We start from the raw sequence: 20931 nt of genomic DNA, 5'->3' as shown, positions 1-20931 counted from the left end.
ATCCGGCTGTATCTACAAGGGGAACGTGGCAGAAGCGAGCCGCTACGTCTTCGAACAGGCTGCATATAAGGAGACCACGATGAGCGACACAATCGAAAAACGGCTGCTGGAACTCGGTGTCACACTGCCGGAAGCGGCAGCGCCCGCAGCGAACTACGTGCCCTTTATCCAAACAGGCAATTTGATCTTCACGGCCGGCCAACTGCCGCTCAAGGACGGCAAGCTGATGGCCATGGGCCTGCTCGGTCGCGAGCTTGGAACCGAGGCGGGCAAACTTGCTGCCAAATGGTGCGCCGTCAACGTTCTGGCGCAAGCCAAGGCCGCTCTCGGCGATCTCAGCCGAATCAAACGGCTGGTGAAGATCACCGTGTTTGTGGCTTCGACGCCTGACTTCACTGAACAGCATCTGGTCGCCAACGGCGCTTCCGACTTTCTGGCCTCAGCCTTCGGCGATCAAGGCAAGCATGCGCGCTCGGCAGTTGGTGTTGCCGCCTTGCCGTTGAACGCGCCGGTCGAGATCGAGGCGATCCTGGAAGTCGAATGAGCACGATCGATCTTGGCTGGCTGACCGCTCGGCCCATTGCCCATCGCGGCTACCATGACCTCAATAAGATCCGCTGGGAGAACACTTTGTCGGCGTTCGAGGCTGCTGTTGAGCGGCAATATACGATCGAGTGCGACGTGCATCTCTCGGCCGATGGCGTGCCAATCGTCTTCCATGATGATGAGCTGAAGCGCCTGACCGGCATGGAAGGCTCGATCTTCGAAAAGACGGCAGCCGAGCTGCGTGAGTTTCGTATCGGTGGAACCGACGATCATCCGCCAACCTTGGCCGAGCTTCTCGCGCTTGTTGCCGGACGCGTGCCGCTGGTGATCGAACTGAAGGGCATCGAAGGCAAGGATGACGGGTTGGTTGGCAAGGTTGCCGAACAACTGAAAGCCTACGATGGAGCCGCCGCCATCATGTCCTTTGATCATTGGCTGATCCGGCAGTTCCGCACGCATGCACCAGGCATTCCGGCCGGCCTTACAGCCTATGGCCGCGAAGACAGCGAGCTGGAAGCGCACTTTTCCATGTTGGTGCACGGCTTCGACTTCGTGTCCTACGGCGTCGATGATCTGCCGAATCGCTTCATCACCTTCGTGCGCGAGAAGCTGAGCATGCCGGTTATTACCTGGACGGTCCGCAACGAGCAGGCCAAGGCAAAGACCTTTGCTCATGCTGATCAGATGACCTTCGAGGGCTTCGAAGCCTGATCGTTTCCGTCTCTCCTGCCGCATCGTCATCTTGTTCTCGCATCCGCCAAGCGTATGTTGAGCGGGATGGCGGATGCTGGCGGCGAGATGGCAGAAGACGGTGAGATCACGATCCGCGTCGCGACGGATCTGAAAGCGTTTTCAGCTGCCGAATGGAGCAGCCTCGATGGGGCGTCGAAGAGCGGCTCTCTGCCCTACAACCCCTTCATCTCCTATGCCTTCCTCAGCACCCTCGAAGACTCTGGCTGTGCCACGCGCAAGACCGGTTGGCTCGGTCAACATCTGCGCCTGGAAGCACCAGACGGCACGCTACTCGGCGCCGTCGCTGGTTACTTGAAGTCCCACAGCCAGGGTGAATACGTCTTCGATCATGGCTGGGCCGACGCCTTTGAGCGCGCAGGCGGCCAGTATTATCCGAAGCTCCAGATCTCCGTACCTTTCACGCCTGCTACAGGGCCGCGCCTGCTCGTCGCCGGCAACTACGCACCGGACACGATCCAGGCAGCACTTGGCGAGGGCATCAAGGCTCTGACCGATCAGCTTGGCGCCTCATCCGCCCACGTAACCTTCGCCAACGAAGCAGACGTCGCGGTACTCGAAAGCGCCGGCTTCCTTCATCGCACAGACCAGCAGTTCCATTTCTTCAATGAAGGCTATTCAAGCTATTCGGACTTTCTCGATGCCCTCGCCTCGCGCAAGCGCAAGACGCTTCGCAAGGAACGCGAATCTGCCTTGGCATCCGGCATCTCGATCGAGTGGCTGACGGGCCGCGATCTGACCGAGCGTGTGTGGGACGATTTCTACGCCTTCTACATGGACACCGGCAGCCGCAAGTGGGGTCGGCCTTATCTCAACCGCTTGTTCTTCTCGCTGATCTCCGAGCGCATGCCGGACGACATCCTGTTGGTCATGGCCAAGCGCGACGGCCGTTACATCGCTGGCGCCATCAACTTCATCGGCGGTGATACGCTGTTTGGGCGCAACTGGGGCTGCATCGAGGATCACCCCTTTCTGCATTTCGAAGTCTGCTACCATCAGGCCATCGACTTCGCGATAAACAGGAAGTTGCGCGTGGTTGAAGCCGGCGCGCAAGGCGAACACAAGCTCGCACGCGGCTATGTGCCGGTGACCACCCATTCCGCCCACTACATCGCCCACCCAGGCCTGCGCAAAGCCGTGGGTGATTATCTTCGCCGCGAGCGTCGTGATGTGGAAGCTATGAGCGACTATCTCGAAGAGCGAACGCCGTTCCGCAAGTCTGAGTAAGCGCAAGCTCGGCGCTTTACGCTTTCGCGCTTCTTGCTTATCCCTCTTGGCCCAAGCAACAACCGAGGGCCGATCGATGACCGCCGCTTATGATGCCAACAACATCTTCGCAAAGATCCTGCGTGGCGACCTGCCGGCTCACCGGATCTACGAGGACGATCACAGCTTCGCCTTCATGGACATCATGCCGCGCGGCGAAGGTCATTGTGTCGTAATCCCCAAGGCATCGGCACGTAACCTGCTCGACATCGCCGCCGGCGATCTCGCCACACTGATCCAGACGGTTCAGCATGTCGCCAAGGCCGCCCTGAAGGCCTTCGATGCGGATGGCGTGACGATCGAGCAGTTCAACGAACCGGCGGCCGGCCAGTCCGTGTATCATCTTCATTTTCACATCATTCCGCGCTTTGAAGGCGTTGCTCTGAAGCCGCATAGCGGGACGATGGAAAAGTCCGACGTGCTTGCGGTAAACGCCGAGAAGATGATCGGCGTTCTTGGAAACTAAAGAGCGTAAAGGCCCGCAAGAAGGATTGCCTCGGCTACGATAATGCCGACGATCACCGTCTTGCGGGCTATATGATAAGCGGCGAACCCCGCCACTGCGGCTCCGATACGCAGCGCTGCCGGCGTGGATGCCAGCTCTCCTGAGGGAAACAGGATGAGATTGCCGATCACGGCCGCAACCAGCGCCGTTGCGATCGCGCGAACGAGAACAAGCATCTCGGAGTCATCGCGGATCCGGCCGCCCAGATAAACGCCGAGGTATCGCCAGGCATCGGTCGCGAGCCATCCTGCAATCAGGATGAAGAAAAACGGCCACCACCACGCGTCATTAGAGAAGTAACTCACGCCGTTCGTCTCCGATGCGCGAGACGATAGATGACATATGCGCCGATGCCTCCGCCGAACCCGGCGATCAGCAGGTCGAAGCTCGGCGCAAGGACATGCGCGATCGGGCCAAGCACGATGCCAAACACCATAGCCAGATTGGTCGCCCATTCCCGGGCCGATCCCCAAAGCGAGGTGAGGAAATACATGGGCGTCAGCATGAACAGCGCAGCCGATATCTCGCGCGGCAGTGTGTCGGCCAAGACATAAACACTTCCGACCACAACCATATTGCTGAGCGTCAGCGTCGAACCCAGGCCGAAGTAGAAGGCAGTTCGTCTGGCCGGTGGCACGTCCGGCAGCTTTGCCATGGCCAGCACCCAAGACGTGACGGCCACGAAGTGGGACAGAAGGTAAAGGGTGATCGGACGCGTTCGCGGTCCGCGCATCTCAGGGACGATCGCCACCACCATTGGCGTCAGGCGCACCGAGGACAACGCCACGGCAAAAACGGCCGCTGCCAGCGAGTTGCCGGCAATGATCGCGCCGACGAGCACGACCTGTGCAGGCAAGGCCCAGACGATCCCCGTCATGAACACGCTCGCCCACAGCCCGACCCCGGCGGCTTTGGCCAAAGCGCTGAAGCCGACGAAGGAACTCATCAGAATGAAGCCGGGGATGGAATAGGCTGTTCTTACGCCCCGAAGATACCAGCGAAAGGCGGCATCTTCACGCGCTTCGTCCAGAGCCTCCATGCCTCATCCTATATAGTTGCTTGTGGTCCTGTATGACATGTTCGTCTTCAACTGCACCATGCAGGATCGGCTGCAAAAACAAAAAGCGCGCGGTGTGATCCGCGCGCTTTGACTTTGTATAGAGGATGCGAAGCTTAGTTCTTGCGTGGAAGCTGTGGAACGAGGCTGCGCTTGCCAGGCGACTTCTTTTCGTCTTCCGGCATTTCCTGCGGGACGTCCTTCTTTGCCACAGGCTTCCTTGCCCGCTTGGGTGCCTTCGCTTCAGCTTCCTTCTTCGGCTTGACCGGCAGCTCGCCAGCCAGCGTTTCCAGCTTCAGGCTCTTCTTGCCATCGGCATCCTCGACCGAGACACGAACCGTGCCGCCGTTCTTCAGCTTGCCGAACAGAACTTCATCCGCCAGCGGCTTCTTGATGTTCTCCTGGATCACGCGCCCAAGCGGACGCGCGCCCATGCGTTCATCATAGCCCTTGTCAGCCAACCAGGCGATGGCCTCTTCCGAAAGGTCGAAGGTGACGCCACGCTCGGACAGCTGCGATTCCAACTGCATCACGAACTTCTGCACGACCTGGTGGATCACCGGCACCGGCAGCGAACCGAACGGGATGATCGCATCGAGGCGGTTGCGGAACTCCGGCGTGAACAGGCGATTGATCGCTTCCACATCGTCGCCTTCGCGCTTCGAAGAGCCGAAGCCGATCGCTGCACGCGCCGCATCAGCCGCACCCGCATTTGTGGTCATGATCAGGATCACGTTGCGGAAGTCGATCTTCTTGCCGTTGTGATCCGTAAGTTGTCCATGATCCATGACCTGCAAAAGGATATTGAACAGATCTGGATGCGCCTTCTCGATCTCGTCGAGCAACAGCACGCAATGCGGATGCTGATCGACGCCATCGGTCAGCAGGCCGCCCTGGTCGAAGCCGACATAGCCGGGAGGCGCGCCGATCAAACGGCTGACCGTGTGACGCTCCATATATTCCGACATGTCGAAGCGCAGCAGCTCGCAGCCGAGCGACGCTGCCAACTGCTTGGCCACTTCGGTCTTGCCGACACCCGTCGGACCCGAGAACAGGTAGGAACCAATCGGCTTCTCCGGTTCGCGCAGGCCTGCACGAGCAAGCTTGATCGCCGAAGACAAAGCGGTGATCGCTGTGTCCTGACCATAGACCACGCGCTTGAGTTCGACTTCCAGCCCGGCCAGCACCTGCTCGTCGTCGGCCGAAACCGTCTTGGGCGGAATGCGCGCCATGGTAGCGATCGTGGCTTCGATCTCCTTTACGGTGATCGTCTTCTTGCGCTTGTTTTCCGGTAGCAGCATCTGTGACGCACCGGTTTCGTCGATCACGTCGATCGCCTTGTCCGGCAGCTTGCGGTCGTTGATGTAGCGAGCCGACAGCTCCACCGCCGCCTTGATCGCGTCGGAGGTGAACTTCACCTTATGGAAGTCCTCATAATAGGGTCGCAGACCCTTCATGATGGCGATCGTGTCATCCACCGTCGGCTCGTTCACGTCGATCTTCTGGAACCGGCGCACGAGCGCACGATCCTTTTCGAAGAATTGCCGGAACTCCTTATAGGTGGTCGAGCCTATGCAGCGGATCGCTCCCGACGACAAAGCCGGCTTCAAGAGGTTCGAGGCGTCCATCGCGCCACCCGACGTTGCGCCAGCACCAATCACGGTGTGGATCTCATCGATGAACAGCACGGCGCCCGGATACTCTTCGAGTTCCTTCACGACCTGCTTCAGCCGCTCCTCGAAGTCGCCGCGATAGCGCGTGCCGGCCAGCAGCGTGCCCATGTCCAGCGAGAAGATCGTGGCGTCGGCAAGCGCGCTCGGCACCTTGCCCTCAACGATCCGCTTGGCAAGACCTTCGGCAATGGCCGTCTTGCCGACGCCGGGATCACCCACATAAAGCGGGTTGTTCTTGGAACGGCGGCACAGGACCTGGATGGTCCGGTTGATCTCGTTTTCGCGGCCGATCAGTGGATCGATCTTGCCGCCCTTGGCTTTCACGTTGAGGTTGACGCAGTAAGCCGTCAGCGCATCCTGCTGCTGCTTTTTCTTGCCGCCCTCTTCGCCCTCAGCACCCGGAGCACCGGTCTGCTCATCCTCGGCACCCCTAGGCGGACGCGACTCACTTGCCCCTGCCCGCTTGGCAATGCCGTGGCTGATGTAATTGACCGCGTCGTAACGGGTCATCTGCTGTTCCTGCAGGAAGTACGCGGCATGGCTTTCGCGCTCGGCAAAGATCGCAACGAGCACGTTGGCGCCGGAGACTTCCTCCCGGCCGGATGATTGAACGTGAATGACGGCGCGTTGGATGACGCGCTGGAACCCGGCCGTCGGCTTGGAGTCCTCGTCATAACCAGTAATTAGATTGTCGAGTTCGGTGTCGATATAGGTCAGCACCGTCTGCTTGAGATCGTCGACATCGACGTTGCACGCCCGCATCACGGCCGCCGCATCGCCATCGTCGATCAGCGCCAACAGCAGATGCTCGAGCGTGGCATATTCATGATGCCGCTCGTTCGCGAATGTAAGCGCCTGGTGAAGCGCCTTTTCTAGGCCTTGGGAGAAAGCCGGCATTTAGTACCTCACTTCTTCTCCATCACGCATTGCAGCGGATGCTGGTGCTGACGGGCAAAGTCCATGACCTGTGACACTTTGGTCTCGGCCACCTCGAAAGTATAGACCCCACATTCACCCACGCCGTGATTATGGACGTGAAGCATGATGCGGGTCGCCGCCTCCTGGTCCTTCTGGAAGAACCGCTCGAGAATATGGACGACGAAGTCCATCGGCGTGTAGTCGTCGTTGAGGATCAGGACCCGGTAGAGATTGGGCTTCTTTGTCTTGGCACGCGTGCGGGTAATAACCGCAGTGCTGCGACCCGGCCCGTTGCCGCTGTCTTGTGCCTGCATTCGTGCCAAACGCCGCTCGGCGTTCCCACCCATCGTCACGCGCTATGCCCCTGAGTCCTGTCTATCGCTCAATCCGAATGTAGGTGCGAAGACGTACGATTTTAAGACCTTCTTTTGCGCTGACAATACGGGCTCTGCCCCGGCGTCATGCTTCTCTGGCAGATGGCAACTCACTCCTGACACGAACAGGTCGAAACGAGGGTTGGAGCGCAATTCGACTTTAAACCGTCAGAACGCGTCAACGATCCGGTTACCCTAAAGGCTTTCGTAACCACCTGCCTCTAGCGTATTTTCTTGTGGCTGACATTTCGGCCACGCCCGCCAATCAAAAGACTAACCGAAGGGTGTATCCGTGCGTCAGACACCGGCAAGCCTCCTCTCCGCTTTCTGCCAAACTGCCAAGGCAACACTGGTCGCGTTGACCGTGCTGTCGTTGGGAGCCGCTGCTGCACAGGCTGCTTCCAATCCTCGCTATGCCGCGATCGTCGTGGATGCGAACACCGGCAAGACGCTGTATTCGTCCAGCGCAGACGGTTCGCGTTATCCCGCGTCGCTGACCAAGATGATGACGCTTTATCTCGTTTTCGACGCGCTGAAGGCCGGCCGCATTCGGCTCGATTCGCGCGTTCCCTTTTCCAAATATGCTGCTGCGCGTCCGCCCACGAAGATCGGCATCCGTCCGGGCGGTTCGGTGACAGTTGAAGAAGCGATCCTTTCGCTGATCACCAAGTCGGCAAATGACGCGGCTGCAGCCCTTGGTGAGCTGATCGGCGGCACTGAGGCGAACTTCGCCCGTATGATGACCGCCAAGGCCCGCAGCCTCGGCATGGACAACACCACCTTCCGCAACGCTTCGGGCCTTCCGGACCCCAATCAGCGCACCACCGCACGCGACATGGCGACCCTCGGCATTGCGCTGCGCGAGCATCATGCGAAGTATTACCCTTATTTCTCCACGACCTCCTTCAAGCTCGGCAAGCAGACCATCAACGGTCACAATCGCCTGCTCGGCCGCATCAAGGGCGTCGACGGCATCAAGACCGGCTACGTCAACGCGTCGGGCTTCAACCTCGTGACCTCAATCAAGGATGGTGATCGCAAGCTGGTTGCCGTTGTCATGGGCGGCACTTCTGGTGCGGCACGCGATAACCAGATGGCGCAGCTGATCAAGACCTACCTGCCCAAGGCATCAACCCGCAGCACCGGTCTTTTGGTCGCCCGTGGCAACACCGACGAACCGGTTGTTCAGGCCTATGCCGCAGCGCTTCCGCACACAGATGCGCCGATGCCCATCGATCGTCCAGGCGCCTCCGTGGTTGAGCAGGTTCTGGCGGAAGCCAAGGTGAAACCGGATCTTCAGGTTGCATCGGTGGAAACCGAAAAGACGGCTCGTTTGAAGGAAAGCGTCGCGCGTTCCGCCGCTGTCGTTGCGGCCTCGATCGACCCCGTCGCTACGGCTTCCACCTCGTCTGTGGCTTCCATTCAGGCCAACACCAACTCGCGGAGTGCCGGCTGGGCCATCCAGGTTGCCTCGCTGACTTCGGCTGGCGAAGCACAGTCGACCCTGTCGCGGATCGCCAGCAAGGCGACCGGCATCCTCTCGGCCGACGCCGCCTTTACCGAAACCTTCACCAAGGGTGGCACCACTTACTACCGCGCCCGCTTCGGCGGCTACGGTTCCAAGGACGAGGCATGGGAAACCTGCAGCGCCCTGAAGAAGAAGCAGATCCCCTGCTACGCCATCGAGCAGTAGACCCTCTTGGAACAACAGCCGGTCTGTTGCCGGCTCCCTCTTTGTATCGCGTTGATGGAATTTAGTTATGGTGAGAGAGCAGGACGTCCTTCGCTTCGTTGATCCGCGCGGCCAGGAAGGTCGAGCCGCCGCGGTCGGGATGCAGCCGCTGCATCAGGCGGCGATGAGCATGGCGGATGTCAGCCGTGGTCGCAGTCGCTTCAAGACCAAGGATCTTGTAGGCCTCCTCCTTGCTCATGGTGCCCGCTCCTGGCGTGCGTCCAGCCCGCGTGTCCATGTCCGGCTTCATGTGCAGGCGCCATGCGGCGACTCGGCTATCAAGATACGCTTCTAGAAGGCGAACGCTTTCACTGTCGCTGCGAATCTCCTTGAACAAAACAAGCAGGGCAGTCAGATCCAAAGTGCCGAGGAGCTGTCCTTCGTAGGTCCCGGCAAGCGCCTGTCCTTCAAGCGCTCCGCTATCATGATCAAGCTCCATTTCGAGCGCAGCGGTCCGGACAATCGAACGACGCCCCGTTAGCGCCTTGCGGTTTTTTCCGCGCTGGCCTGCCAGGAACGATGCGCCAGCCACCGACAGCATGATGCCGCCGGCTGCAGCACTTCCAAACAAAACCAATCCGATACCGAGGAAGGCCAGCACGGCGGGTCCGCCGATTCGGATTGCACGCGCGAGTCGACCGGCATCCGTCCGCAACAGCGTGATCGTCGTCAAGGCGAGCAAGGCGAACGCTGATAATCCGATCAAGACGCTCATAGGCATTCGATCCGCCGCAAGCGCTCAACAAGGATACCAAATCGCCCAGCGGCATCTGCAGGATCATTCGGGTCTGAACCGCCGGATGGATCAAGCTGCCAGATAGTCCCGGCCTGTGTGCTCGTGCTCATCCCCAAGAGATGAGACGGCGGGCGGCAGGAGGCAAGAGCGAGAGATCGCCGGATCGGCCCGTTCAATCTTGTTTGATCTTGGAGAAGGCAGTTCCTGGAGGACTAAAGCAGCCCCAGCTCAGCCAGCTCCAGCCGCAGCTTAGGCGGCATTTCGGCCAGCACGTTAGACCCACCGAGGTCCTCAGGCGCATCATCCGGCTTGAGATAGCGCCAGCCCTGAAATGGCCGGCGAGGCTGCCAGTGCGTGCGCACAACTTCTGGGTCGAGCATCAAGCGGCAACGGCCGATACCTTGACCATCAGTGAAGGGTTCGATGCCGACCAAGCGCTGTCGGCATTGCACGGTGCCTTTGATAACCCAGTAGATCGACCCGCCTTCAAGGATCTCCGGCTTGCGCTGGGGCACCATGCGAGTCGTATGGAAATGATGCTCGTGCCCATCGCGCGCGCGGTCGGCGCGGATGTGTGCAATCCAGGCTTCAAGGTCTTCAACCGTATCGACGCCGACGCAAAGCTTCAGGATGTGGAGAGCCATGCCGCTTCATACGCCTGCCAATTGTGGCATCAAATCGGTGGAGCAAGGTTCTCCACAGGGACGCAGCGGAAGATCAGCACTCCACCACGTTGACGGCGAGACCGCCCTGGCTGGTTTCCTTGTAGCGCTCGTTCATGTCGAGGCCGGTCTGGCGCATCGTCTCGATCGCTGCATCAAGCGGCACGAAATGCGTACCGTCGCCTTTGATCGCTAGTGATGCGGCTGTGACTGCCTTTACCGCCCCCAGTGCGTTGCGCTCGATGCAGGGCACCTGCACCAAGCCGCCCACGGGGTCGCAGGTCATGCCGAGGTGATGCTCCAGCGCGATCTCAGCGGCGTTTTCAATCTGCTCCGGCGTGCCGCCCATCACCGCAGCCAGGCCCGCGGCCGCCATGGCTGACGCGGAACCCACCTCACCCTGGCACCCGACTTCCGCGCCAGAGATCGAGGCATTGTGCTTGATGATGCCGCCCACGGCCGCCGAAGTCAGCAGGAAGGTGCGGATGTCGTTCTGATCGGCTTCGGGATAGAAGTGCAGCCAGTAGCGCATCACCGCCGGAACGACCCCGGCCGCGCCATTGGTAGGCGCAGTCACTACACGCCCGCCTGCGGCATTCTCCTCGTTCACCGCCATTGCGTAGATCGAGAGCCAGTCATTGGCCAACAGCGGGTTCGGACGATTCTGCCGCCACTCCTCTTGCAACCGATCATGCAACTGGCGAGCGCGGCGCTTCACCTTCAACCCGCCGGGCATGATGCCTTCCTTGGACAGGCCGCGTTCAATGCAGCCCTGCATTGCGCCCCAGACCCGGTCGAGCCCGTCATCCAGTTCCCCGCGCGACAGATGAATCTCCTCGTTCGTGCGCTTCATCTCGGCAATCGACAAACCACTGCGTTTGGCCATTGCCAGCATTTCGGCCGCATTGCGGAAGGGGTATGGCACGCGCGGCCCGGATGCTGAGCCGGATGTCGACTTCAAGCGCTGCAGCTCTTCTTCGGAAACCACAAAGCCGCCGCCGATCGAGTAACAGATACGCCGTAGCAACAGGCGATCATCGGCATCGAAGGCGTTGAAGGCCATGCCATTGGCATGCCCGGGCAAAGGAACCTTCTTGTCCAGAATCAGATCGGCCTTTGGGTCGAAGCGATAGCCCTCGCCGTGCCCGGCTGGATGCACACGCTTCTCGATCGCAATACGTTCAAGGACAGTGTCTGTCTGGTCGGGATCCACCGTGGTCGGAATGAAGCCGGCGAGGCCGAGAATCACCGCGCGGTCCGTGCCGTGCCCAACCCCAGTAAACGCCAGCGATCCATGCAGGCTGACCGCAAGGCGGCTGACCCTCGCGTTTGCCGGACGAGGCCAATCACCGCCCTGCAACTCATCGAGGAAACGCGCCGCAGCCGTCATCGGGCCCATCGTGTGCGAGCTCGAAGGGCCAATGCCGATTTTGTAGAGGTCGAAGACGGAAAGAAACATCGTGCCTCAATATCGTGCTGATCGCAGGCAATTGCGAGAGTGTAATGCATGCGCTCACCAAGCGCATCGCACCTTCTGCCAACCGACCTTGCATGATCCGGACGCGACATTGCCGCCGCTCAATGAAAAAGGGACGCATCGCTGCGCCCCCTTCAAAAACCGATTGCCGAAGATTTGTTGCGTTCAACCCGCTGATGCGAGCACCGATCCGGATTCCGCACCCATGATCAGCCAGCTCAAAGCCATCATCACGACAAAGCCAAGAACTGCTTTGACCGTCAGGCCCCAACAGGATTTCTGCTCATGATCGTCCATATTGATCCATGCTGTTCATCGTCGCGGAGGCACAATGGTGCTCGTCCGCCGCGTCCGATTAGCCGATCGACGACGCTATCGCAATGCACAATGAGGCATCAACAAGGCACGAATGGGTGGCTCCGTCGCGTCACAATAATCATGTCAAAGACTTAGGTCTTTCGCGGCGTTCATCATCGTCTAACGCTTGCGGCCGAATCTAGGCATCTTGGGCAGCAAACATCGTCAGATCGAAACCGTCATGCACCGAGCATTTCCCCTCACGTCCTATGATACGGCAGCGCTGCTGCTTTTTGCTGCGCTATGGGCGTTTTACGGCGCTGCGGTCGGAGGCCACGTTTTTCGCCGGTCGTCCCTTAACGTCGCCATGAACCGTCAGCGGCGGATCTGGATCGAAACCATGGCTCGGCGCGAGTTGCGCATGATCGACACCAGCATCATGTCCGGCCTGCAGACCGGAACAGGATTTTTCGCGTCGACTTCGCTTTTCGCGCTTGGCGGTTGCTTTGCACTGATTGGCCAAACGCAGCAGGTGCTGAGCGTTCTCAGCGAGATCCCCTTCATTCATGCGCCCGAACGCGGCGTGTTCGAGTTCAAGATCATCGGCTTATGCTGCCTGTTCGCCTATTCCTTCTTCAAATTCGCTTGGTCATATCGCTTGTTCAACTACTGCTCGATCCTGTTCGGCGCCGTTCCTCCGGCAATGGAGGCAGAGCATGATCGACGAGCCTTTGAGGCTGCGATCAACCGCGCGGCGCGCATCAACATTCTCGCGGGCAAGCATTTCAATGCCGGCCTTCGAGGAATCTTCTTTTCGATAGGCTATCTCGGCTGGTTCATCAGCCCGTTGATCTTCGCGCTCAGCAGCCTGCTGGTGGTCGTCGTGTTACTGCGCCGTCAGTTCTTCTCGGAAGCGCGCCGCACGATCCTGAGCGATCAAGCGGGTCCAGGCAGCGGAGAATCGATCCGACCCGAAAGCCAGTAAGCGATGAGGCCGATCCACTCACGCAACGAGATCGTGGTGGCGGAAAGCGAATCGAGCGGGTTGTCGGTGGCCAGCCCCGGCATTTCGTCACCACGCGTGCGATAATCGACCGGCCAAGGCACCACCTCGAACCCAGCTTTGCGGAACAGCGCCATCGAGCGCGGCATGTGAAAGGCCGAGGTCACCAGCAGCCACGTTTCGCTTGGCTTAGGCTGAACCATTTCGCGGCTGAACACAGCATTTTCGAACGTGTCGCGCGATCGGTTTTCGAGCACAAGTCTTTCGCGCTCTACGCCGAGACCTTCAAGCAGGCGCGGTGCCGAATCTGCATCGCCCTCGCCTTCCAGCACCAGCGAGCCGTTGCCACCGGACAGCACGATGCGCGCTTCGGGATAACGGCGAGCAAGAACGGCGGTCTCGACCAGCCTGTCGCCGCCAGCGTTCAACTCATAGCCGCCGCGTTTGAGGTTGATCGCGCCTTCCATGCCGCCGCCAAGCATGATGATGCCGGCAATTGTCTGAGGCGCAGGGTGAGGCCGCGCGAATCGATCCTCGAGCGGCCGCAGCATGACCGGTCCCAACGACGACCACACGGACAGTGCAACCACAAGGAAGGCGATGATGGTCGTGAACAGGCTGAGCCTGCGCCACCGCATGGCCATCGCGACCAACGCCAACAGAAGCAAGATGCCGATCAGATTGATCGGCTGAAGGAGGAACCAGAAGATCTTGGCGGCAAGGAAGAACATTGCCGCCCTTTATCCGACTCTGGAGCCGCTCACCACCACTTAGGCGCTTCGAACCGGCCAGCAGCCTGCTCGATGACATGCGCGGTGCGGAACAGCGTTTCTTCCTCGAACGGCTTGCCGATCAGCTGCAGTCCCAGCGGCAATCCCTTGTGGTCGAGGCCAGCCGGAACGGCGATGCCTGGCAGTCCAGCCATGTTCACCGTAACCGTGAAGATGTCGTTCAGATACATCTTCACGGGATCGGCAGCCATATCCTGATCAGCAATACCGAACGCTGAAGACGGCGTCGCCGGCGTCAGGATCGCATCCACGCCATCAGCGAAGACCGTCTCGAAATCGCGCTTGATCAGCGTGCGGACCTTCTGCGCCTGCACGTAATAGGCATCATAATAGCCAGCCGACAGAACATAGGTGCCGATCATGATGCGGCGCTTAACCTCGCGGCCGAAACCGGCGGCGCGGGTCTGCTCATACATGTCGGTGATGTCCTTGCCCGGCACACGCAACCCGTAGCGAACGCCGTCGTAGCGCGCGAGGTTTGACGAAGCTTCGGCCGGCGCCACGATGTAATAGGCGGGCAGCGCGTACTTCGTGTGCGGCAAAGTGATGTCGACGATCTCGGCGCCAGCATCCTTCAGCCAGGCAATGCCCTGCTGCCACAGCGTCTCGATCTCCTCAGGCATACCCTCGACGCGGTATTCGCGCGGAATGCCGATCTTCATGCCCTTCAGCGACTGGCAGAGTGCAGCCGTATAATCAGGCACAGGCAGATCAACCGAAGTCGCATCCTTCTTGTCCACTGAAGCCATCGACTTCAGCAGGATCGCCGCATCGCGCACATCGCGCGCGATCGGTCCAGCCTGATCAAGCGATGAAGCGAAGGCAACCGTTCCCCAGCGCGAACAGCGGCCATAGGTTGGCTTGATGCCGACCGTGCCTGTGAACGCCGCCGGCTGACGGATCGAACCGCCCGTATCCGTCGCGGTTGCACCAGCGCAGAGCCAAGCTGCAACGGCTGCCGCCGACCCGCCCGACGAGCCGCCCGGCACCAGATCCGTGTTCGAGCCCTTAGCGCGCCACGGGTTCTTGACTGGTCCGTAATAGCTCGTCTCGTTGGACGACCCCATCGCGAACTCGTCCATGTTGAGCTTGCCGAGCATCACCGCGCCGTCGGTCCAGAGATTGGCGGTCACCGTCGATTCATAACGTGGCTTGAAGCCGTCGAGGATGTGGCTCGCCGCCTGCGTGTGCACGCCTTTGGTGGCGAACAGATCCTTGATACCCAACGGAATGCCTTCCAGCGCGCCCGCCTGCCCGGCAGCGATGCGTGCATCCGACGCCTTCGCCATCTCACGCGCCTTGTCATGCGTCACCGCGACATAGGCGTTGAAGGTCTCGTTGGCCGCGTCGATCGCGCCGAGATAGGCGTCGGTCAGCTCCAGCGCGGTGAACTCGCGGGCATCAAGCTTGGCGCGGGCTTCCGCAATGGTCAGTTTGGTCAGGTCGCTCATGGATCGGTCTTTTCGGAAAGCGGTTCGGCGCGGTTCAAGCGGACGAGGTAGGTCGGCTTACTCGATGACCTTCGGCACCATGAAGAAATTCTCTTCCGTCGCCGGCGCATTGGCAACGACATCCGCAGCCTTGCTGCCATCAGTCACCGCATCTTCACGGCGGCGCATGCTGGTCGGGATCACCGATGTCATGGGCTCGACGCCGGACACATCGACCTCGTTGAGCTGTTCGACGAAGCCCAGGATCGTGTTCAGCTCGCCGGTCATGCGCTCGGCGTCTTCGGCCGTGACCGCAATGCGGGCAAGGCGTGCAACACGCGTCACTGTATCGACATCGACCGACATAACTCGTCTCCGGCGGCTGGTGTTGGAGTCTCCGCGCTATACCGGTGCAGGCTTGAGCGTGCAACCCAAGCCTGCTCAGGGATCATACCTGAACCGGCTCACCGATCATCGGGATCAGGACCGCCACATCCGAGTCGGCCATGCCCGCATCGAAAGTCTCGGCGCTTTGGTCGAGCAGCCCGAAGGTCGCGTAATGACAAGGTACGACGGTGCGGAAGTTGAAGAAGCGCCGGCAGGCCAAAGCAGCCACCGCACCACCCATCGTGAAGCGGTCGCCGATCGGTACGAGGCCGATTTCTGGCTGGTGCAGTTCGTTGATCAGCGCCATGTCGCCGAAGATTTCCGTGTCGCCCATATGGTAGAGGGTCGGCTCGTTCTCGAAATGCAGCACAAGGCCGGCCGGATTGCCGAGATAGACGTTCTCGCCATTCTCCAGCGTATAGGCCGAGGAATGCAGTGCGTTGACGAAGGTGACGGTGAAACCGTTGCAATCCAGCGTGCCACCATGATTGCCGGGATTGACGTTTTTCACGCCCTTGCTCGCCATGAAGCCGCAGAGTTCCGGATTGGCGACGAGCATCGCGCCCGTGGCATTGGCGATCTCGGCTGCATCGCCGACGTGATCATTGTGGCCATGCGTGAGCAGAACATGCGTCACACCCTCAGCCACTTCCTGCCAGCCCTTGTTCCAGGAAGGATTTCCGGTCAGGAAGGGATCAATGAGAATGCTGGCGCCGCCGGCTTTGATCTTGAAGGCCGAATGCCCATACCACGTCAGTTCCATATCACGTCCTTTGTGTCTGTGGGCCAGAAGGATAGTCGCGGGTCCAGGCGGGGCAAGAGGATGCTGTCATGCCGGTCCTGACCATCGAAGCCTTCGCGCCCCTGCATCAGCCGGGCCGCACGATAGCTGGGCTTGATCTCGGGACCAAGACAATCGGCGTCGCTATTTCCGATCGCTCGCTCGCCTTCGCGCATCCACGGAAAGTCATCACGCGCAAGAAGTTCGGCCAGGATGCGCAGATGCTGCTGGCCGCTTTCGGCGACGAGGTCGAAGCCGCTGTCATCGGTCTGCCGCTGAACATGGATGGCAGCGAAGGTCCCCGCGCTCAGGCAACGAGAGCCTTTGTCCGCAACATGGACAAGCTGACTGACATCCCCTTCATCCTGTGGGACGAGCGCTTGTCGACCGTCGCCGCGGAGCGAGCCCTGATCGGCATGGATGTGTCGCGCGCCAAACGTGGCGAGCGTATCGATTCGGCTGCGGCCGCCTTCATCCTGCAAGGTGCTCTGGATCGGCTTCAGGCACTGCTCTAGGCGTCAGCCGGCTTCCGGATAAAGCGTATCGACGATCAGCCGCGCATCATGGCGCGCGTTCAGCATGCCATAGGTGCTGCGCCATTGCCCGCCAAGCCGGGTTTCGATGAAGGCATCGGCGATTCGCCCAGCCCCCATGCGCCGCAACTCGGCCGCAGCAGCAGACAGCGCCAGCTGCTCGGCCAGGAGGCGCGCCGAGGCTTCATCCGAAAGCGCGACATGCGTGGCGGCGCGCAGCACATCGATCGTGCCCCGGCCACTCGGCCCAAGATCCCGCTCGATGCCGGCAAACACATCCTCGAACAAGGCAGGCGCGCGGCGCAGAACCCGTAGCACGTCCAGCGCCATGACGTTGCCCGAGCCTTCCCATATCGCGTTGACCGGCGCTTCGCGGTAGTAACGAGCGAGCGGTGCTTCCTCGACATATCCGTTGCCGCCCAAGCACTCCATCGCTTCATAAAGCAGCGCCGGCGCAACCTTGCAGACCCAATATTTGACCACCGGGGTCATGGCCCGCGCAAACGCCGCCTCGCCGCGATCGTTGGCGGCCTCGTCGAACGAGCGCGCCAGTCGAAACGACAGCGCGGTCGCCGCCGCCACATCCAGCGCCATGTCTGCCAACACGCGTACCATCAGCGGCTGGTCGATCAACGCCTTGTCGAACACGGTCCGGTGGCGCGTGTGATGCACAGCCTCGGCGAGCCCTGCCCGCATCAGGCCGGATGAGGCCACGGCACAATCCAGCCGGGTCAGCGTCACCATATCCATGATGGTCCGCAAACCCGCGCCCGGTTCGCCGACGATCTCGCCCAATGTTCCCGCGAACTCGACCTCCGACGAGGCATTCGACCGGTTGCCCAGCTTGTCCTTCAAGCGCTGGAAATGCAGTCCATTCGACGAACCATCGCCAAGGATGCGCGGCACCAGAAAACAGCTCAGCCCTTCCGGCGCCTGGGCCAGCATCAGGAAGGCGTCGGACATCGGCGCCGACATGAACCACTTGTGACCGGTCAGACGATAGAAGTTGCCGCCTGCCCGCTCGGCGCTTGTCTGGTTGGCGCGCACATCCGTGCCGCCCTGCTTTTCCGTCATGCCCATGCCGAGCGTCAGCCCGACCTTTCCGACCGCCGGCTTCTGCGACTGGTCATAGCGGCGCGTCGTGATGCGTGGCGCCCACTCGCGAAAAAGATCCGGCGATGCCATCAGCGCGGCAAGCGAAGCACTGGTCATGGTCAGCGGGCACAAATGTCCGCTTTCCAGCTCGGCTGTCAGGTAAAAGCGCGCTGCGCGAGCCTGATGCCGGCGACCGGCTTCTGCATCACCATTCTCCCATATCGAGGAATGTAGCCCGTTCGCCACCGAACGGCGCATCAGCGCATGATAAGCGGGGTGGAAGTCGACCACATCGACGCGCTGTCCCTGACGATCATGCGTCCGTAGCTTCGGCACCTCGGTGTTCGCCAGCCGTGCCGTTTCTTGGGCTTCCGGCGACAACACGAAGCGGCCGACCTGGTCCAGTTCATGCCGCACGGGTTCGGAAAAATCTTCCGCGATCTGCACGAGCAGCGGGTCACCGCGCCAGGCATTGCCGCCGCTGAAGATCGGGGGCTGGTTCATGTCGTCCTGAGTCACACCGGCTTCCTCGGCTATTCCAAGCGAATCTATAGCGGCTGGTGGGCTTGCGCGCGAAGAAATTCCCGGTTGAGAACCAATTGCCATGTGGATGAGCGCTTGCCGCGGGGGTAAGCCATGCCTATAGCGAGGCCTTAAGATGCCCGAAGCAGCAACCTTTCCCCTCTTTCCGCACCGCCATTTGCTGGGGATCCAGCACCTGTCTCCGTCCGACATCGTGTCGCTGCTCGACCGCGCCGATGCCGCCGTCGCCGTATCGCGGCAGTCGGAGAAGAAGACCTCGGCGCTTCGCGGTCGCACCCAGATCAATCTCTTCTACGAAGCCTCGACGCGCACGCAGTCGTCCTTCGAACTCGCTGGCAAGCGGCTTGGCGCCGACGTGATGAACATGTCGGTGGCAAGCTCTTCGGTGAAGAAAGGCGAAACGCTGATCGACACGGCCATGACGCTGAATGCGATGCGGCCGGATATACTGATCATCCGCCACGCCGCAGCCGGCGCCGCAGCCCTCCTGGCGCAGAAGGTTGGCTGCTCCGTGGTGAACGCCGGCGATGGTGCGCATGAGCATCCAACGCAGGCTTTGCTCGACGCGCTCACAATCCGCCGCGCCAAGGGCGACCTGTCGAAGTTGATCGTCGCGATATGCGGCGATGTTCTGCATTCCCGCGTCGCCCGCTCCAACATCCTGCTGCTGAATGCGCTCGGCGCTCGAGTCCGCGTCATCGCGTCCTCGACCCTGCTGCCATCAGGCATTCACCAGATGAGCGTCGATGTCTTCAACCGCATGGAAGACGGCCTCAAGGATGCTGATGTCGTCATGATGCTGCGCCTCCAGCGCGAACGCATGGCCGGCGCCTTCGTGCCGTCGGTGCGCGAGTATTTCCACTTCTTCGGCCTTGATGAAGCCAAGCTTCGCCTCGCCAAGCCAGACGCGCTGGTGATGCATCCCGGACCCATGAATCGCGGCGTCGAGATCGCGTCCGAGATTGCTGACGGTCCGCAAAGCGTCATCCAGGAACAGGTCGAGATGGGCGTTGCCGTCCGCATGGCGGTGATGCAGGCACTGCTCGATCCACGCCGGAACGAGGCCGCCGCATGACCACCACCGTCTTCACCGATGCGCGGATCATCGACCCTTCCCGCAGCCTAGACGAGATCGGCACGGTGATCGTTGCCGACGGCAAGATCCATGCTGCCGGTGCGTCGGCGCGAAACCAGGGCATTCCCGGCGGCGCCGAGATCGTCGGTTGCCGCGGCAGGACGATCATGCCGGGCCTGGTCGACTCACGCGTTTTCGTTGGCGAGCCGGGGGGCGAGCACCGCGAAACGATCGCTTCGGCCAGCCGCGCGGCTGCTGCTGGCGGCGTTACCTCCATCATCACCATGCCGGATACCGATCCGGTGATCGACGATGTCGCGCTGGTCGAGTTCGTGCTGCGTGCTGCCCGCGATCATGCAGCCGTCAATGTCTATCCGTCAGCCGCCATAACGCGCGGTTTGAAGGGTCAGGAAATGACTGAGTTCGGCCTGTTGGGTCAGGCGGGCGCCGTCGCCTTCACCGATGGCCGCCACACCATCGCCGACTCATCCGTTCTGCGCCGCGCCATGACCTATGCCCGCGATTTCGGCGCCGTGATCGCACATGAAACCGCTGATCCCCATCTTTCAGGCGGCGTCATGAACGAAGGACTTTATGCCAGCTGGCTTGGCCTCGGCGGCATCCCGCGCGAGGCCGAGATCATCCCGCTGGAGCGCGACCTGCGCCTCGCCCGCCTCACCAGCGCCAACTACCACGCCGCCAAGATTTCCACTGCCGTGTCAGCCGAGGTCGTGTCCCGAGCCAAGCAGGATGGCGCATCCGTCACGGCCGGCGTCGCGATCCACTCGCTGGCGCTTAACGAACATGATGTCGGCGAATACCGCACCTTCTTCCGCCTCGCACCGCCCTTGCGCAACGAGGATGACCGACTGGCCATGATCGAAGCGCTGAAGAACGGTACGCTCGACATCGTCGTGTCCTCGCACGATCCGCAGGACGTCGACACCAAGCGCCTGCCCTTCGCCGATGCCGCCATCGGTGCCGTCGGCCTCGAAACCCTGTTGGCGGTGGCGCTTCGCCTCCACCACAACGATCAGGTTCCGATTCTGCGCCTGATCGACGCCCTTTCCACAGCGCCGGCAAAGATTTTCGGCCTTCCCGGCGGTACGCTGAAGCCGGGTGCGCCAGCTGACCTGATCGTGGTCGATCTGGATCACCCCTGGGTTGTCACGGAAACCGATCTGCATTCACGCTCCAAAAACAGCTGCTTCGAAGGCGCCCGGTTGCAGGGCAAGGTCTTGCAAACGGTGGTGGCGGGCCGCACAGTCTTCCAGCATTAAAGGGGATCTTCGTGCCGATA

Annotated in this window: 22 protein-coding genes; 9 read left to right on the top strand and 13 right to left on the bottom strand. The window is 61.0% G+C overall.

Annotated elements, in window-relative coordinates; all coding sequences use genetic code 11:
• The first annotated feature begins 79 nt into the window (after positions 1-79).
• The 4 genes from IE166_RS04805 to IE166_RS04790 all read left to right on the top strand — a co-directional run bounded on the left by IE166_RS04805 (position 80) and on the right by IE166_RS04790 (position 3028).
• Positions 80-544, top strand: coding sequence for a RidA family protein (locus IE166_RS04805; RefSeq protein ID WP_189502079.1), 465 nt, complete (start codon positions 80-82; stop codon positions 542-544).
• The gene (locus IE166_RS04800) at positions 541-1257 is read left to right on the top strand and encodes a glycerophosphodiester phosphodiesterase (RefSeq protein ID WP_189502077.1); all 717 of its coding nucleotides are present in this window, start codon (positions 541-543) and stop codon (positions 1255-1257) included. Before IE166_RS04805 ends, IE166_RS04800 begins: the two co-directional genes overlap by 4 nt.
• A gap of 66 nt (positions 1258-1323) precedes the next feature.
• The gene (locus IE166_RS04795; RefSeq protein WP_189502076.1) at positions 1324-2523 is read left to right on the top strand and encodes a GNAT family N-acetyltransferase; all 1200 of its coding nucleotides are present in this window, start codon (positions 1324-1326) and stop codon (positions 2521-2523) included.
• 76 nt (positions 2524-2599) lie between these two features.
• On the top strand, positions 2600-3028 hold the full coding sequence (locus tag IE166_RS04790; RefSeq protein WP_189502074.1) for an HIT family protein: 429 nt from the start codon (positions 2600-2602) through the stop codon (positions 3026-3028).
• On the opposite strand, the gene IE166_RS04785 is transcribed toward IE166_RS04790, so the two are convergent.
• The 4 genes from IE166_RS04785 to clpS form a co-directional block, all read right to left on the bottom strand.
• Positions 3025-3372 (bottom strand): AzlD domain-containing protein, encoded by a 348-nt coding sequence (locus tag IE166_RS04785; RefSeq protein WP_189502072.1) that lies wholly within the window; start codon positions 3370-3372, stop codon positions 3025-3027. The genes IE166_RS04790 and IE166_RS04785 overlap by 4 nt on opposite strands.
• On the bottom strand, positions 3369-4106 hold the full coding sequence (locus IE166_RS04780; protein WP_189502070.1) for an AzlC family ABC transporter permease: 738 nt from the start codon (positions 4104-4106) through the stop codon (positions 3369-3371). The genes IE166_RS04785 and IE166_RS04780 overlap by 4 nt, the downstream gene beginning before the upstream one ends.
• 134 nt (positions 4107-4240) lie before the next feature.
• Positions 4241-6694 (bottom strand): ATP-dependent Clp protease ATP-binding subunit ClpA, encoded by a 2454-nt coding sequence (clpA, locus tag IE166_RS04775; protein ID WP_189502068.1) that lies wholly within the window; start codon positions 6692-6694, stop codon positions 4241-4243.
• Positions 6695-6702: 8 nt separating this feature from the next.
• On the bottom strand, positions 6703-7062 hold the full coding sequence (clpS, locus tag IE166_RS04770) for an ATP-dependent Clp protease adapter ClpS (RefSeq protein WP_244641329.1): 360 nt from the start codon (positions 7060-7062) through the stop codon (positions 6703-6705).
• A 319-nt stretch (positions 7063-7381) separates the two neighbouring features.
• On the opposite strand from clpS, the gene IE166_RS04765 reads away from it, so the two are divergent.
• Positions 7382-8782, top strand: a complete 1401-nt coding sequence (locus IE166_RS04765; RefSeq protein WP_189502064.1) for a D-alanyl-D-alanine carboxypeptidase — start codon at positions 7382-7384, stop codon at positions 8780-8782.
• Positions 8783-8843: 61 nt separating this feature from the next.
• On the opposite strand, the gene IE166_RS04760 is transcribed toward IE166_RS04765, so the two are convergent.
• The 4 genes from IE166_RS04760 to IE166_RS20785 all read right to left on the bottom strand — a co-directional run bounded on the left by IE166_RS04760 (position 8844) and on the right by IE166_RS20785 (position 11993).
• A complete protein-coding gene (locus IE166_RS04760; RefSeq protein WP_308430511.1) occupies positions 8844-9494 on the bottom strand; it encodes a DnaJ domain-containing protein in 651 nt (216 codons plus the stop codon).
• Positions 9495-9769: 275 nt separating this feature from the next.
• Positions 9770-10201: a DUF1489 family protein gene (locus IE166_RS04755; RefSeq protein WP_189502060.1), complete on the bottom strand. Its 432-nt coding sequence runs from the start codon at positions 10199-10201 to the stop codon at positions 9770-9772.
• Between the two features lie 73 nt (positions 10202-10274).
• Positions 10275-11678 (bottom strand): L-serine ammonia-lyase, encoded by a 1404-nt coding sequence (locus IE166_RS04750; RefSeq protein ID WP_189502058.1) that lies wholly within the window; start codon positions 11676-11678, stop codon positions 10275-10277.
• Positions 11679-11861: 183 nt separating this feature from the next.
• Positions 11862-11993: a hypothetical protein gene (locus IE166_RS20785; RefSeq protein WP_280514856.1), complete on the bottom strand. Its 132-nt coding sequence runs from the start codon at positions 11991-11993 to the stop codon at positions 11862-11864.
• Positions 11994-12234: 241 nt separating this feature from the next.
• Here IE166_RS20785 and IE166_RS04745 point away from each other — a divergent pair, with 241 nt between their 5' ends.
• Entirely contained in the window at positions 12235-12978 is a 744-nt protein-coding gene (locus tag IE166_RS04745) for a DUF599 domain-containing protein (protein ID WP_189502056.1), read from the top strand.
• On the opposite strand, the gene IE166_RS04740 is transcribed toward IE166_RS04745, so the two are convergent.
• From IE166_RS04740 to IE166_RS04725, 4 genes are all read right to left on the bottom strand, one after another.
• Complete coding sequence (locus tag IE166_RS04740) at positions 12930-13727, bottom strand: YdcF family protein (RefSeq protein WP_189502054.1); 798 nt, start codon at positions 13725-13727, stop codon at positions 12930-12932. The two genes, IE166_RS04745 and IE166_RS04740, sit on opposite strands and share 49 nt — an antisense overlap.
• Before the next feature lie 29 nt (positions 13728-13756).
• A complete protein-coding gene (gatA, locus tag IE166_RS04735) occupies positions 13757-15238 on the bottom strand; it encodes an Asp-tRNA(Asn)/Glu-tRNA(Gln) amidotransferase subunit GatA (RefSeq protein ID WP_189502052.1) in 1482 nt (493 codons plus the stop codon).
• A 57-nt stretch (positions 15239-15295) separates the two neighbouring features.
• Positions 15296-15583 carry an Asp-tRNA(Asn)/Glu-tRNA(Gln) amidotransferase subunit GatC gene (gatC, locus tag IE166_RS04730; RefSeq protein WP_189502050.1) on the bottom strand — a complete coding sequence of 96 codons (288 nt, stop codon included), beginning with the start codon at positions 15581-15583 and terminating at the stop codon, positions 15296-15298.
• 82 nt (positions 15584-15665) lie between these two features.
• Positions 15666-16367: a metal-dependent hydrolase gene (locus tag IE166_RS04725; RefSeq protein ID WP_189502048.1), complete on the bottom strand. Its 702-nt coding sequence runs from the start codon at positions 16365-16367 to the stop codon at positions 15666-15668.
• Between the two features lie 68 nt (positions 16368-16435).
• Here IE166_RS04725 and ruvX point away from each other — a divergent pair, with 68 nt between their 5' ends.
• A complete protein-coding gene (gene ruvX / locus IE166_RS04720; RefSeq protein ID WP_189502045.1) occupies positions 16436-16900 on the top strand; it encodes a Holliday junction resolvase RuvX in 465 nt (154 codons plus the stop codon).
• Positions 16901-16903: 3 nt separating this feature from the next.
• Here ruvX and IE166_RS04715 read toward each other — a convergent pair whose 3' ends face one another.
• Positions 16904-18517, bottom strand: coding sequence for an acyl-CoA dehydrogenase family protein (locus IE166_RS04715; protein ID WP_189503245.1), 1614 nt, complete (start codon positions 18515-18517; stop codon positions 16904-16906).
• Positions 18518-18671: 154 nt separating this feature from the next.
• Between IE166_RS04715 and IE166_RS04710 the strand changes: the two genes are divergently transcribed.
• Positions 18672-19631 (top strand): aspartate carbamoyltransferase catalytic subunit, encoded by a 960-nt coding sequence (locus tag IE166_RS04710; RefSeq protein WP_189502043.1) that lies wholly within the window; start codon positions 18672-18674, stop codon positions 19629-19631.
• A complete protein-coding gene (locus tag IE166_RS04705; protein ID WP_189502042.1) occupies positions 19628-20911 on the top strand; it encodes a dihydroorotase in 1284 nt (427 codons plus the stop codon). The genes IE166_RS04710 and IE166_RS04705 overlap by 4 nt, the downstream gene beginning before the upstream one ends.
• Positions 20912-20931 lie beyond the last annotated feature (20 nt).

Source organism: Tianweitania populi (assembly GCF_014652875.1).
Taxonomy (GTDB): Bacteria; Pseudomonadota; Alphaproteobacteria; order Rhizobiales; family Rhizobiaceae; genus Tianweitania; species Tianweitania populi.
Note: the sequence above shows the minus strand (reverse complement) of the source record. Positions and strands in the feature narration are given on the sequence as shown.